This is a genomic window from Phormidesmis sp. 146-33 (assembly GCF_052939515.1).
In genome coordinates this window covers 1-13606 of sequence record NZ_JBJPHU010000156.1, presented here as the reverse complement: position 1 = coordinate 13606, position 13606 = coordinate 1, and the positions used below count along the sequence as shown (strand labels likewise).

General features: G+C 47.5%; 14 protein-coding genes. 11 read left to right on the top strand and 3 right to left on the bottom strand.

The features are described 5' to 3' along the window. The 7 genes from ACJ2PR_RS32490 to ACJ2PR_RS32460 form a co-directional block, all read left to right on the top strand. Positions 1-707 (top strand): hypothetical protein (locus ACJ2PR_RS32490; protein WP_446880119.1); only part of this gene is annotated, 707 nt, incomplete at its 5' end. Next, a complete protein-coding gene (locus ACJ2PR_RS32485) occupies positions 704-883 on the top strand; it encodes a hypothetical protein (protein ID WP_446880118.1) in 180 nt (59 codons plus the stop codon). The genes ACJ2PR_RS32490 and ACJ2PR_RS32485, both read left to right, overlap by 4 nt. Then, positions 880-1911 carry a metal-dependent hydrolase gene (locus tag ACJ2PR_RS32480; RefSeq protein ID WP_446880117.1) on the top strand — a complete coding sequence of 344 codons (1032 nt, stop codon included), beginning with the start codon at positions 880-882 and terminating at the stop codon, positions 1909-1911. Before ACJ2PR_RS32485 ends, ACJ2PR_RS32480 begins: the two co-directional genes overlap by 4 nt. Positions 1912-2053: 142 nt before the next feature. Beyond that, positions 2054-2446 carry a cupin domain-containing protein gene (locus ACJ2PR_RS32475; protein WP_446880116.1) on the top strand — a complete coding sequence of 131 codons (393 nt, stop codon included), beginning with the start codon at positions 2054-2056 and terminating at the stop codon, positions 2444-2446. Positions 2447-2641: 195 nt separating this feature from the next. Continuing rightward, complete coding sequence (locus ACJ2PR_RS32470; RefSeq protein ID WP_446880115.1) at positions 2642-3646, top strand: hypothetical protein; 1005 nt, start codon at positions 2642-2644, stop codon at positions 3644-3646. After that, on the top strand, positions 3573-4526 hold the full coding sequence (locus ACJ2PR_RS32465; RefSeq protein ID WP_446880114.1) for a hypothetical protein: 954 nt from the start codon (positions 3573-3575) through the stop codon (positions 4524-4526). The genes ACJ2PR_RS32470 and ACJ2PR_RS32465 overlap by 74 nt, the downstream gene beginning before the upstream one ends. Positions 4527-5041: 515 nt before the next feature. Next, on the top strand, positions 5042-6880 hold the full coding sequence (locus ACJ2PR_RS32460; RefSeq protein WP_446880113.1) for a P-loop ATPase, Sll1717 family: 1839 nt from the start codon (positions 5042-5044) through the stop codon (positions 6878-6880). Between the two features lie 365 nt (positions 6881-7245). Here the strand turns inward: ACJ2PR_RS32460 and ACJ2PR_RS32455 are convergent, their stop codons facing one another. The 3 genes from ACJ2PR_RS32455 to ACJ2PR_RS32445 form a co-directional block, all read right to left on the bottom strand. Continuing rightward, positions 7246-8064, bottom strand: a complete 819-nt coding sequence (locus ACJ2PR_RS32455) for an SDR family NAD(P)-dependent oxidoreductase (RefSeq protein WP_446880111.1) — start codon at positions 8062-8064, stop codon at positions 7246-7248. Positions 8065-8587: 523 nt separating this feature from the next. Then, positions 8588-9871 carry a hypothetical protein gene (locus ACJ2PR_RS32450; RefSeq protein WP_446880110.1) on the bottom strand — a complete coding sequence of 428 codons (1284 nt, stop codon included), beginning with the start codon at positions 9869-9871 and terminating at the stop codon, positions 8588-8590. 60 nt (positions 9872-9931) lie between these two features. Then, entirely contained in the window at positions 9932-10576 is a 645-nt protein-coding gene (locus ACJ2PR_RS32445) for a hypothetical protein (protein WP_446880109.1), read from the bottom strand. A gap of 94 nt (positions 10577-10670) precedes the next feature. Between ACJ2PR_RS32445 and ACJ2PR_RS32440 the strand changes: the two genes are divergently transcribed. The 4 genes from ACJ2PR_RS32440 to ACJ2PR_RS32425 all read left to right on the top strand — a co-directional run bounded on the left by ACJ2PR_RS32440 (position 10671) and on the right by ACJ2PR_RS32425 (position 13594). After that, positions 10671-11255, top strand: coding sequence for a thermonuclease family protein (locus ACJ2PR_RS32440; RefSeq protein ID WP_446880108.1), 585 nt, complete (start codon positions 10671-10673; stop codon positions 11253-11255). A gap of 81 nt (positions 11256-11336) precedes the next feature. Further along, positions 11337-11918 (top strand): PEP-CTERM sorting domain-containing protein, encoded by a 582-nt coding sequence (locus tag ACJ2PR_RS32435; protein ID WP_446880107.1) that lies wholly within the window; start codon positions 11337-11339, stop codon positions 11916-11918. Positions 11919-12238: 320 nt separating this feature from the next. Then, entirely contained in the window at positions 12239-12475 is a 237-nt protein-coding gene (locus tag ACJ2PR_RS32430) for a helix-turn-helix domain-containing protein (RefSeq protein ID WP_446880106.1), read from the top strand. A gap of 165 nt (positions 12476-12640) precedes the next feature. Next, complete coding sequence (locus ACJ2PR_RS32425; RefSeq protein ID WP_446880105.1) at positions 12641-13594, top strand: ATP-dependent helicase; 954 nt, start codon at positions 12641-12643, stop codon at positions 13592-13594. The last annotated feature ends 12 nt before the right edge of the window (positions 13595-13606 follow it).

Here is a 13606-nt window from a genome sequence, read left to right as displayed (position 1 = left end):
TGCAGGGCGAATTTGCTGTGGCTGTCACTACTTACAAAGGCAGTACCAAACAGTTTTTCCAATCGCTTGCTAAACAGTTAGACATCCCGATCGAAGCCACTAGCTTTGACGATGAAGGCAACGACGAAGGCGGGAAGCCGCTCACCATTGATGAGTTAAAGGAAGAGATCCTGTCCAACCTCAGAGACGACACCTTAATCCTTCTACCTGAAGCGAAACGGCTCCCGGCAAGTGTGCGCTATTGGTTGGAAGATGTGATTGGGCAAGGGGCAAAACTGATCGCCTTCTGCCCCATCAATCCAATGAAGGATATGTTTTTGGGGCTGTTGGAAGTCGAGCTAGATCTGCCAGATGATCAACTGATTCGACAGGTGATGCAGGAGGAAGCCGATCGCCTGGGGCTGCAAGTCACGAAAGGACGGTTGGCAGAGCTTCAAACGCTGGCAGGTCGGAATCAGATGATCGCTCGAAAAGTCATCCAGCGTGAGCGGTTGGGCATGAAGCAAGATCGCGTCGAACACACTCAATATGTGGTGATTATGCCTGTGATCATTGCCGCATTATTTTCGTTTGCCGTCGTCCGATTTGTTGGTTTGGGCACTGGTAATAGAGGTCTTTACATCACGGGTGGGGTCTGTCTCGTGGCAGCGATGGCGCTTAAACAGTTGGGGCATGTTAGGGGTGCAAGAAAACGGTTAGGGCAATGAAGAACGTTGATAAGCTGCTCAAGAAGCTGGCTGAGTATGAGATTGAAGATTACGCTTGTTTTGGCAGATTTGTCGTCTTGTTTGCCAATGATCCGAAGTGGGACGCTCTACCAGAAGGGGTGAAGGCTGAGATTCTTGAACTCTTTGAGCAGCAGTTTGAGGATGTGAAGCGATGATGTCAATTACTCATGCCACGATCGCAACCGCTGGAGTCAGTCTAATCCTTGGAACCGCTGACCCTTTGGCACTCTGTTTGTCTTTAGTGGGTAGTCAACTTCCAGACATCGACACCTCGACTAGCACGATCGGTAAAATCTGCTTCCCCATCAGCAACTGGATTGAGGAGCGTTATCCTCACAGAACCGTCACCCACAGCCTGTTAGCGACCTTGGGAATCGCGGCGTTCAGTCTAGCGATCGGCTATCTCACTCAAAATATCAGCGTGTGGGCAGCGCTCCCATTAGGTCATCTGTTGGCGTGTTTTAGTGATTGTTTTACCAAACAGGGCGTAATGCTGTTTTACCCGTATCCTGTTTGGGCAGTGAGTGTGGCCAATCCGAGAAGGCGGATCACAACGGGCAGCGCGACAGAACTTTGGGTTTTGAGTTTGGCGATCGTCCTCCTGTTGGTGGGTGTCCATGCGGCAACTGGAGGCGGGATCACTCAAAATGTGGTGCAGGCGTTAGGGATGCGGGAAGCTGCGGTCGATGTGTACAACCAGAAGGCATCGAGCAATCATATTTATGCTCAGATCAACGGCATTTGGGCAACCGACCGTACCCGTGTGGATGGGCGGTTTTTTATCGTGGCAATTGAGGGCAGTGAGTTTGTGGTCAGCGATGGCAAAGGGATCTACCAAACGGGTAAGCAGATCCTTGCAGATCGAGTCACCCCGACGCTGGGCAATCCTGCTACAACTCAGGTGATCAGCCTGGCCTTGAACGATGAGGAGGTTTCCCCGAAGCTGCAAGAGGTCATGAGTGCCCATCCAGGCGCGTTGATTTTGCTGACGGGACAGATGACGATCGACGTACCAGAGCGCGTTCAATTTGCCATGATCCCGAATCAGCTTCAGACGGCTGCTCTGAGTGGTAGTACTGCTGTTTTGAACCATCACCCGATCGAACAGACAATTCAACAATTAAGTGACCAGTATGGAACGGGCACACTCGCGCTGAAAGTGATAAGTCCGCGTCCTAGTTGACTGACGAAATTGAAGTCTCTCATCCATGAAGAGGGCTAACATCATGCCGAATGATCGCCAAGAGTTGATCGGTTATGATGCAGAATGACCTGCTGAGGGTGAGTGCAATTCTAGCCAACATCAAGATGCACGGGGGATTCCCATGAATTTAGATCAAGAAATAGTAACGGTCAGACCGTCAGAAACAACCGATACGATTCAACGATTGCCTAACTACGTTGGTATTTCTGGAAAGACGACTGGTTCAACGGGCATATCGATGAACATTGTCGTTATCCCACCTTCGGCAAAGGCAGAACCGCATTTCCATGATGGATTTGAGACAGCAATTTATCTCTTAAAAGGGAACGTACAAACCTTTTATGGTGAAAATCTCTCTAAATCTGTCGTGAACCAGGAGGGAGATTTCATCTTCATTCCCAATGGGGTGCCCCATCAACCCGTCAATTTAAGTAGCACCGAAGCCGCGATCGCATTAGTATCGCGTAATGACCCCAATGAACAAGAAAGCGTTCAGGTTTATAAGTTGGATTAAACAGTCCTCGATCTTGCCAGTTCGGTTGGCATAGGAAACCCAGCAACGTTTTCTCCTTTCACTTCCGCTGCTTCAGAGATCACAGCCTACCTTCAAATGCTGTGGGAGTTTCCTGCTGCGGCTGATTTGAGCCGTTATCGCTTAACTTTAGGGCAAGGGCACACTAACCCTGAAAGTGATTAGTCCCCGTCCTCAATGAGTGCCCTACTGAAAATATTTACAGTGAGTTTGCTGCTAACTGGCTGTGTGGCTCAAGCCCAAAACTCATCCCTTCTCCCTCATCCCTCATCCCTCATCCCGACTCCCTCACCGACGGCTACCCCAATTCAGAGGACGGGACGCTTTAAGCTGCAATTGACGCTGACAGCGCCGGAAGATCTAAAGGTGAAAGAGGGCGACACCGTTTTAGTAGGTCAAGTCCTTTCAGATCGCACTCGTGAGCGGCAACGGTTGGAAACTCAGAAGGCACAGGTTGAGATCCAAATCCAGCGACTCAATCAACCGCCGATCCGACCATTGGCACCTAAGCAAGCGACTGAAATGGCCGCCCTTCCACCCCCCAATGTTTTACAGGAAGTGGCAGAGATTGACCGCTTACAGCTTACCTTTCAACAAGTCGAGCAACGCTGGCTCCAACAACAACAGAAACTCGCAGTACTCGACTCCATGCAGGCTGAGATACCTCCTAGTACCATTCCTCACGAACAGGAAGTCGGACGGCAACGGGAACGGGATGTGAAACAGGCAAAAGCAGATCTAGAACTCGCAAAAGCCAAATTAGAACGGGCAAAAAGCGACTATCAGAGAGAGCAATATGAAAACTCATTAGAGCGAGGCAAACGAGACATCGAACTCGAACGACAACGCCTGGAGTATCAGCGACAGATGCAGGAATGGGAGAAGCAGGAACGCGATCGTACCTTCCAACTCAGTCAGGTCAACATCCAACTACAAAACCTCGACACTCAGCTAAATCAACTCTCACAGGTGAAAGCGCCCTATGCAGGAAAAGTACAGCGAGTTAGATGGGAAGGGCAGAACGATAAGAATCTCAGCGTTGAGCTTACTCTTATCACTAACGATCTCAGAACACGTCCAGGCACAGACAAAGTTACCCGTTCCGAAGGTGCCAGCCGTTCAGACCGAGAAGCTAACCCCACCAGCACCCCAACCTTCGATACAAACAGCTTCACCCGATGAGGAGACTGAGCTAAGTGAAGCCGACGGCGACAGTGAGAAGCCCGCTAAACCTGACACCAACGGCTTATCAGAAAGTGGCGAACTCAAGGACGACCCCAATCCCTTAAATCCAGTGGGGGATAATCTGGATCGTCTCATCCAACTCAAAATGAGCGAGGACACCTGGAAACTGATGCTGGGTGATTTGCCTTGTTTGGAAGCGACGGACGAGTGTATCAAACAACTGCAATCTCAAGCGGTTCAAACCTCGGCTACTTTGAGAGCGATCGACCAGCGCATCGAAGCCATCACTCAGAAGGTGGAAGAGGCAAAGAAAAATAATCAAGCGACCGTTAAGTTAGGAGTCTTTGAGCCATTGGTACAGAGCTTTTTGAAGGTCGATGAGATCCCGGCAGCCGCAGGCCAGCCCGCGAGGAAACGAGGCTTTTTAGATAAGTTGTTGGGTGTGTTGTCAGTAAGTGGGATCAATGATGTTCTGTCTCTAATTGGAGTGCCGTTATTTCGGAATGCCACCGGGGGAGATGCGGCCGCACAGAGTCGATCGATTGCGATCGGGGATCTTCAAGTCAAACTGGCAGAGATCGAAAACAAGCGGGGCGACCTGGCGGCGAAGATTCGGGAGCAGGTGATCCTCACCGTTTTAGAGTTTGATGTGGTGCGGCGTGACTTTCAGATCTCACAAGAAATCACCAAGCGCAGTGTGACTAAAATGAAGCTGATCGAGGTGGGCTATCGGTTTGGGGAATCCGACACTGAAAGCTATCTCAATCAGCTAAATGCACTGGATGCGAAGAAGGCAGAGACGTTTAGAAATTGGGCGAGGATGCGATCTCAGATGGCGCGGATCAAGCTACTCGTTCTAGGGGCGGGTGAGGAGTAATACCTGGGATTGGGTTTTACAGAATACAGAGAAAGCTGTTGCGCCGAATCTATTAAATGTGGGTCTGCTGGGTGCGGTATGAGTAGTGTTTCACTCACAACAGGTCAGAGACTTGTTCAAGCAGTTTTCTGGGTCGTGGTTCCATCACGGCGAGTTCCAACGCTGTCATTCTGTCGTTTAGGATCTTAGGCGGACGGTAACAGGTTCTCTCTTGGAAGAAATATGGAAGATTTCCAGCTAGGGTTCCTGTCGAGGGGTATTATGCGGAAACCGCGTCAGGCTAAGTGGCTCGATTCGGACTTAGGCGGAAAGATTCGGGCTAAGTAACTAAATTTGGGATCTTAGGCAGAAACTTTCAGTCCAAATAATAGTTATGCCGCTCAATCCTCGGTGGGGGAGCAGATTAGTAGTATCTGCGAGACGCAATGTTGTACTAAGCAACTGCAACCATTAATTATTGACGTTTAGGGTTGTATAAGGCTACGCTCAACTTGAAAAGTTAGGAAAGCTAAGTTATGAATGCAAGAGTGGATCTTGGAAAGCTTACATTTGGAAATGACGATGCTGAACGAGATGCCAAGCAAGGCTTTCTAAGTAAGGTCTTCCTCAAAACTGCTCTTTATAACAGAATCAAAGCTGATCAAAGTGAATTAGTGATTGGGCGAAAAGGCGCAGGAAAAAGTGCTACTTGTCTAATACTTAAGAATGCTTTTGAAAGTGAGGGCATGAAAGTAGCTTTGTTGACCCCTGAATCTTTATCTCAGCAGAAAATTCAAGCGTTAAAGATCAACTCTATTAATAAAGAAGAGCTTTATTTGCAAGCTTGGAAATATGTTCTTCTTGTGAAGGTGACCTTTGAATTTATTGATTTGTTCGACAAATTAAAAGTTCCTAATCTTCATAAATTAAATGATGACCTAAAAGCAGCACGAGATTTTTTGAAGAAGCAGGGCGAAGTTGAAAACGATTTTGGTTCAAACTTGTCTGGGTTATTCAAAATCTTTTCAAAAGTTTCTGTAAGTTTCGCAGGATTTGAAGGAGCTATAGAGTCTAACAAAGTTGAGTCAGAAATTGATCTAATGGATTCGCTGACAAGATTTGAAGTTAGATTGAAAAAACTTCTGAGACATCTAAATTCTATAAAGATAGTAATCTTGATAGATAAAGTAGATGAGGTTTGGAATGATACAGAAGAATCTAAACTGATGATCAGCGGACTACTCAGAGCAACTCACATCTTGAATGAGACGCTACCCATGACTAAAATCATGGTTTTTCTACGCTCTGATATCTTTGATGTACTTAAATTTCACGATATTGATAAACTTAATAGCCTTGCTGAAAGATTAGCCTGGTCTGAAGGAGATTTAAAACAGCTTATAGAAAATCGAGTAAAAATCTCAACCAACTTTGATTCTCCCGAAAAAATTGATAACACCTGGGAGAAGGTATTTGATAGATCGGTTAGATCTCAAGACTCCTTTAAATACATCCTGAGTAGAACTTTGAGAAGACCTCGTGAAACTATTCAATTTTGCAATCGAGCATTACGGATAGCTCAAGATCACCAACATAGCAAAATAACTGAAGATGATATTTTGACAGCAGAAATTCAATATTCTGCTGAGAAATTGAGAGACTTAGCCAGCGAATATCTTGTTCAATATCCATATTTAGATGTCTTGTTCGGACTTTTTCAAGGTTTCAAGCTGAGTTTTGACAAAAATGAATTTGACTCTCGGTATCAGGAAGCAAAGGATAGAATAGAGCGTCTTCATCCAACATTACAATCCTTAAATATAGATGGACTTCTACAAATCCTCTACAATATTGGGTTTCTTGGCGCGATAGTCGATAGTGCTTATGTATTCTTCTACAACTTACCTAACTTAACTCTTCCTCAACAGAAGATGTATATTGTTCATCCAGCTTTTCATTCCGCACTAGGGATACAAGAGAGAATAGTTGCTCTTAATGATTTTCAGAACGTCTCTATTTCAGGTGTAAGCTTTGGAGAAAACTTAGGTGGGATTGTAATCGGAAATGTATCCCAGAGTATTGCTGGAGGTGATGTCTATGTCCACAATATTTTTGGTAATTCTGAACTGAAAAGAACTCTTGCAGAAGCCGCTAAGGAAATCCAACAACTCCTTCAGCAGCTAGAGGTTACTGATCCAACTGCTACTGAAATTGAAAAGGTTTCTTACGTTAGTGACGAAACCACTCCTAGCTTTAAGCGTCGGCTTGTGAGTGCATTGCGGGCTGGCAATGAAGTTGTCTTTGAAGAGTCTTTAGATCATCCCTATATTAGTATTGGAATGGCTGTTGCTAAAAGTTGGATTCAAGCTGAATAGATCTGCGAAGCGGCGCGGCATAAACCCGGTTGGAGCGGACTGTTGAGAGATCTTGGTGTTGCAGCAAAGGTTACTAGCCGCCGCTCAACCGGAACGTTATGGTATTTCTGGCTGTTGCAAGAACTCACAACTGAGAAGGTTAAGAGGGGTAACTCCTCCAAAAGACTGTGAAACCAGTTTGACTAGGTGATCCGTCCCAATTCCTCCATTCCAAGAACGAATCAAGCACGATCGCACCCTCACCCAAGTAAACCGTAACAGAGGCAAACCTTGGGCACGAATGCGATCGTAACGGCTCCAATCAAGCGACTCGTTCTAGGGGCTGGTGAAGAGTGAAAATAGCCTCCTGTATCTAACAGACTGCTCTAACGTGAGTTGGCTCCAGCTTCTCGAAGTCTTTCAAGATGATGTTCGTTAGAGAGGGGAGCCGCTAATTTTGAAACCTTCTCCATCAGACCAGGGATAAAACGATTTCCCCACACAGCAAGCTGACTTTGCCAGCCCACTAAAATCTCTGGCGATTCCCTTTGCAGCTCCATCACGAGGGATTGAGCCACTTTTTGCGGAGTTGTCGGCACCACCCATCGGAACCACTGAAAGTTCTTCACCATATCTGTATCGGTGAGAGAGGGAAGAAGGGCAATGACCCGGATATTGTGATCCGATAGCTCACTTCGCAGGGCTTGAGTAAACCCTAGAATGGCAAACTTGGTAGCTGAATAGGTGGCCATCGTCGGAGCGGCAATTTTCCCCATCAGGCTAGAGACATTGACGATCGTTCCTTGTCGCTGCACGGCCATGCGTCTCGCAATCAACCGAGTCATGGTGTACATGCCCATTAGATTAATCGCCATCTCTTCTTGAATGTGAGGCAGTTGAGACTGTAAGAAGGGGACTTGATGAGCAACCCCGGCACAGTTGACCAGGAGATGAACTGGCCCATAATCTCGCCACGTTTGAGCGACCTTGATGTTTACTTCAACGGGTTGGGTCAAGTCCAATGCCAGAGGAACCGCTTCGGCACCCAGAGCCATGATTTCGGTGGCGACTTCCATCAAGCGTGAATGAGTCCTGGCGACTAAAATGATTCGCTGTGCGCCCTGTTTGGCAAACTCCAGCGCGATCTCTCGTCCGATGCCACGAGAAGCCCCCGTAATGAGAACGGTCTTTCCCTGAATATTCATGTTAAAGCCTCCGATGCTGAGGTGTTCGAGTGTTCTCAGCCTTTGCTGAACGGATTGAGGGTGCAAAAAAGCTGAGGAAAGTCTTTGGGGACTGAATTGGCGCAACGATCGCTCAATCGACCTATCTATCTATGACTGCTGCTTTCCAGCCCCACAGCGCACTTCAGGGATTCAGGGGATGGGGTTAGAGTCAAAGATGTAAAGCATGAGACACAACTCCTAGCTGCAAGAATTAACCCGTAATCATTCGACCTGCATACCCTAGCAAAGGGATCAAGTCACTGCAACACTTATTAATAAAAAGGCTGGATTGTGATATTTCGCTATGAGACTCTCAGAAATTTTCGGGTTTTAAGGCAAGCGATCGATCCTTACCTTGCATCACAGTCATCGGTTCCTTCTAGGTTTGTGAAGGTCGCCCCAACTTCCTGAAAGATGAGAAAACCTCGAAACTGGAAGGCTATGTGAGCGAAGCTGAGATCGATCGCAGATGGCACAAGTTCTAGGGGGAAGTGAGAAATGATCAACAGCCTGGGATTTCTGCCAAATAAGGTGCCTGAACCACTGTTTCTATCCAGGGGTGTTCAGGATCAATGAAGAAGATGACGGCCCGACGAGCGCCATCGGAAGTATATGGCTCAGGGAAGTCAACATTTTCAAATCGAGCGATCCCATTTCCGTTAGCGATCACCGATGGCTCATCGTTACCCCAATCAAAACCCACGTAATATTGCCCTCCAGGACGCAAGTCTGGCACAGTCAACCCACTATCCCGGCAAATTGTGACTAGAGGCGGCACATAGTAGCCATACCCGATCGTCGCAGGCGTTGACGTATTCGCGCCGTCGCTGGCTGAAATTTGGAGCGGTAAGCCACTGGATGAGCGTTTGGGCTTAACTGTGAAAGTTCGATTTGCCCCGGTTCCACCAAACCTGCCGTACTCAAAATCATTCGGAAAGTTGGCAATGTTGCTCGTTAGTTGGATTTGATCAAGGGGTGTGTCTGGATCAGAAACCGTAAAGCTGATGGTCTTCTCGTTGGTGCCGTTAAAGGTTTGAGGCGCGATCGGGCTAATGGTTGGAGGTTGAGCGCCACTAGGGGAACCGCCCCCTTGCCCGTTTCCACTGGGTTGCTCAGTCGGTTCAGTGCTGGGTTGCCACTGGTCAGGATTGAAGGGCGCGATCGACGTTGCGAATGGCGGTGGAAAGTTAGCCGGGATGTAAAGTTGTTTGCGCTGACAGAGCAGTTGAGGAAATAAAGGTAGCGTAGACACCTGAAATCGAGCCATTCCACCCGTGGTAGTCGGTAAAGCGGGCTGATCTCCCAATGCTCCATCAGGGAATCTCAAAAAGCCACAGCGATTTGCTTTCAGGATTCGCAGCGGGGGACGATCGAGGGTTGAGATCTGATAGCGACGATTCGCTACTTTGGGCAGCACGACATCACCTGTGGAAGTTTTGAAGGGAGTCGATCGCGCTTCTTCCAGTTGTCCACCTTTGCAGGAAGGAACTAATTGAATCGGAAGGGGATTGGGATCGATCGTGACTCCTTCAACACGAATTTTGCCCACAGGTCTAGTTTTAGAACGTTTGATGATCAGCAGTCCGCAGGTATTTGAGGTGATGTATCGTGCGGGTGCAAAGTCGGACGCTGCTTGAATTGGTTCACCGGGTTGCAGTCCATAAAGGAACGTTGCGCCCGTGGTGTCTCTAAAGATGCGTCCCTGTTGAGTCGTTTGGGCGGTGGCAGTTTGGCTGATCAGAAGGGCAGTCAGAAGGGCCACGATGAAATATCTGAATCGTCTCATAGAAAAAAACCCCCTATGTAGGAGGCGATGGAATGAACACTGAAAACGTTTACAGTTGACCTATTGGTTCCAAGCTGCTCCTTCAGGGGTGTACAAAACCCCATTTCGACAAAGTGGTTCACTGGGTGCAGTCGAGATCGCGTTGATCGTCGTCGCTGTACCTGCCCCAATCTTGATCGAAGTCGTCCCTAATAAAGGAGCGGCAGTCGTGCCCCGCAGCGCTCCATACCCGCAAGCGTTGGCGCGAACCTTCCGAACAACATCCGCTGTGTAAATCGCTTCGTAGGAAGTGTTAGGAGTCTTAACCAAGATCACATCCCCTAAACCTGTCTTAAAGTCTGAGTTACGGGCTTCTTCCAACACACCATTGACACAGCGAGGAGCCAATCGGACGGGTAGGGTTGCCTGATTAATTGTCATGCCGTCTACCGACTTCAAACCTGACAAAGGTGCAGAGTCCGTGTCCTTTAAGGTAACTAGACCACATCCATTTGCGGACACACGACGAGATCGATCGGCTCCCGTAAAAGTCACATCGATTTCGGCATTAGGAGACTGCTCACCTATAAAGACAACGGGTTGATTTGTTGTGGGGTTGATGGTCTTGAACACGTTGGAGCCAGAGTAGGATTGAGCCGAAGCAGGTAAAGCCGACAGAGTAGACATCGCCAAAAGTGCAGCCGCACTAAGCTTTTTGAGATCCATGATTTACCAAAAGAGTTAGGGTTGGTTTCCCGCAAATGGGAATGCTGAAACCTGTATTAACCAAACCCCAAAGCACACATCGAGGGAAACACGGATGAAGCGTAAAGTGTTGATGAATTTGATTCCAGTTGGGGCGATCGTGATCATTACCAGCGTGATCGGCTTGCAAGCATGGCAAAAATCCCAGGCAGCGAAACCCGACTATGAAAACTCATCAGCAACTTACTCGGCTCGTTCTAGGGGCCAGCTCCCTGAAACTAAAACCTATCAGGTTAAGCGAGTCAGTGATGGCGATACGATCGTGCTAAAAAATGGCGACAAGGTAAGGTTTTGCGGCATCGATGCGCCGGAGTCAGGACAGCCTTTTGGAAGGGAATCAAAAGCCAATCTGCAAAAGCTGATTGATGCAGCCAGAGGCCAAGTGATGGTGATGGAGACAGACCGCGATCGTTATGGGCGCATTGTTGGCGAAGTGTTTGTGAAAACGTCTGGCTCAGAAGAAAAGTATCTCAACGGCGAACAGGTAAGGAGTGGGTTGGCTTACGAGTACAAGAAATATTCAAAGTCCTGTCCCAATCGAGACGCGATCTCAACGAGTGAACAACGCGCTAAGTCAGAAAGAAAGGGTGTGTGGTCAGGCAATTATCAACGTCCCTGGGATTACCGACGTAAAAACTAATTTACTAAACGTTTTTGTACAATCCCCCTTGTGTCAGGCGTTTGAGCGTTGTAGCAAAGAAAGACTGCTACTCCTCGACTCATGAAACGCTTCCTTCTCACGGCATTACTTTTGTTGGCTCCGCTTCCGGTTCAGGCGGCAAGCTTGTATCGACCTGCAACGACGCTCGGAAATGTGATGCTGACCCCAGATACCTCACCGTATCTCCAACTTTGGACAGTGGCTAAATCTCAATCGGCTTCTGTATTAGGAGGGGCGATCAATACCAATCTTTCAGCCTATGGGACTCAAGGAAGTCTCGCCATGTTCAAGATCCAGCCTGGAACCTATGATCTGACGTGGCAGCTAGAGACGATGGAAACCGCGGGGAAGGACAGGTTTCTGATTTGGGATGGAACGCAGATTAGCCAGATGATCAACAGCAGGATTGCCACGATCCGTTATGGGGGGAAGCAGATTAGTTTGTGGCAGACCAGCCGGATCGAAACCACGACGGGCAACGTTGCCTTGACGGTGATGGATACGAAGGACAGGGCTGGGATCACGTTTCTGAAGATCTTTCGTTTTCGCAAGGTGCCTGAGTCGGGAGCGATCGTTGGGGTGTTGTTGGTTGGGGTGCTGATGGTGGGGAGACGGAAATGTGTAGGGAGTGTGAAGCAATAGATAGCGATGGTCAAAGATTTTGGGACTGTTAACATCTAGACCAATTCATCTAAAACTCGCACCAAATTGAGTTTGATGGCGGATGTGATTCTATTTATCTTTAATTAATAACAAAGTCTTAAAATAGAACAAAATTACCAAAATCTTCTTGCTAAAGTTGCAACTAAAATCATTAGGATTGGGGTGAGAGCTTGTGTTAATTGATTTTGTATGTGTGGTGTTTACATAAAGTTGGGAATGTTAGCACAGTGAGCGTTATAACAGACTCTATAGGGTGCTGGTTTTAACCTCATCGTATAAATGATCTTCCGTAAAAACTCGTGACCGATTCCCTGGAAATTTCAGACTTAATTCGAGACTTAAGAAAGCGCTTAAACCTTACTCAGGAGCAGTTTGCGTCTCGATTAGGAATAACTTTTGCAACTGTCAATAGATGGGAGCGAAAGAAGTCCCGACCGTCTTCCCTCGCTCAAAAGCTACTCCTTGATTTGATTAAGCAGATGGGAAAAGACGGCGAAGATCTGCTAGCAAGGTATTCAGTTATCAAGCACGGCTAAAGAACCCCTTTTTTGAGTTTTAGGACGCTATAAGTGTCCACAAATTCATGTGTCAAAAAACAATCATTCCTTGTTGATTACTTGGTTTGGCTAATCATTCTTTCTAAAAGTAAGAATCAAATACTTTTGTGCGGCTCTTTCTGTTAGACAACAGGATTTTCTCTCATGGCTCAAAGCACTTTTTCCAGCAGGGCAAATTCTAGTCAGCGACAAGCGATCGAAAGTACCGAGGGCGCACTATTGATCATTGCTGGGCCTGGCTCCGGGAAGACTTTCACGCTGGTTGAACGAATTGTTTATCTCATCACTCAGAAAGGTGTAACGCCTGAAAGCTTGCTGGTTGTCACATTCACTGATAAGGCGGCCCAGGAACTCACGACCCGAATTTCTAATCGTTTACTCGAACTCAATGTTCGTTTCAACCTAAATGAGATGTATTTGGGTACGTTTCACTCGATTTGTCTGCGCTGGCTAGAGGAGCATCGGGAATTTACCCGCCTCAAGCGCAACTTTGTGATGATGGATCAGTTTGATCAGCAGTATTTTCTGTACTCTCGACTGTCTACCTATACGGCGATTCCAGACATTGAAGCGGTAATCGGTAAGCCGGAACAAACGTCTTGGGACAAGTCCTCCAACCTGCTGAAATGGGTCAACACGGTTAGCGAAGAAGCGATCGATGGCAATACCCTTCTAAATGCTGCTGACATGGAAGTGAGAGCGCTCGGTGAATGTCATGCGCTGTATCAAAAGCATTTAGAGGAAGAAAACGCCTTAGATTTCTCAACGATTCAGTTTGAGGCATTGAAGCTGCTTCGTCATAATCCATCTGTCCTCGCTGATCTCCGCGCCAGGATTAAATACCTGATGGTGGACGAGTACCAAGATACCAACACTATCCAAGAGCAAATTGTCAGCCTTCTTGCTGGAGAGCAGCCGAATCTCTGTGTCGTGGGCGACGATGACCAGGGCTTGTACCGCTTCAGAGGAGCAACGATTCGGAACATTTTGCAGTTCAAAGACAAGTTTCCAGCAGGGGAATGTCAAGAAGTCAAACTGACCACAAACTACCGATCCTGCTTGACTGACAAAACTCAGGAAAGCGAGAAAGGAAGCTAGGAGGGAAGTAGA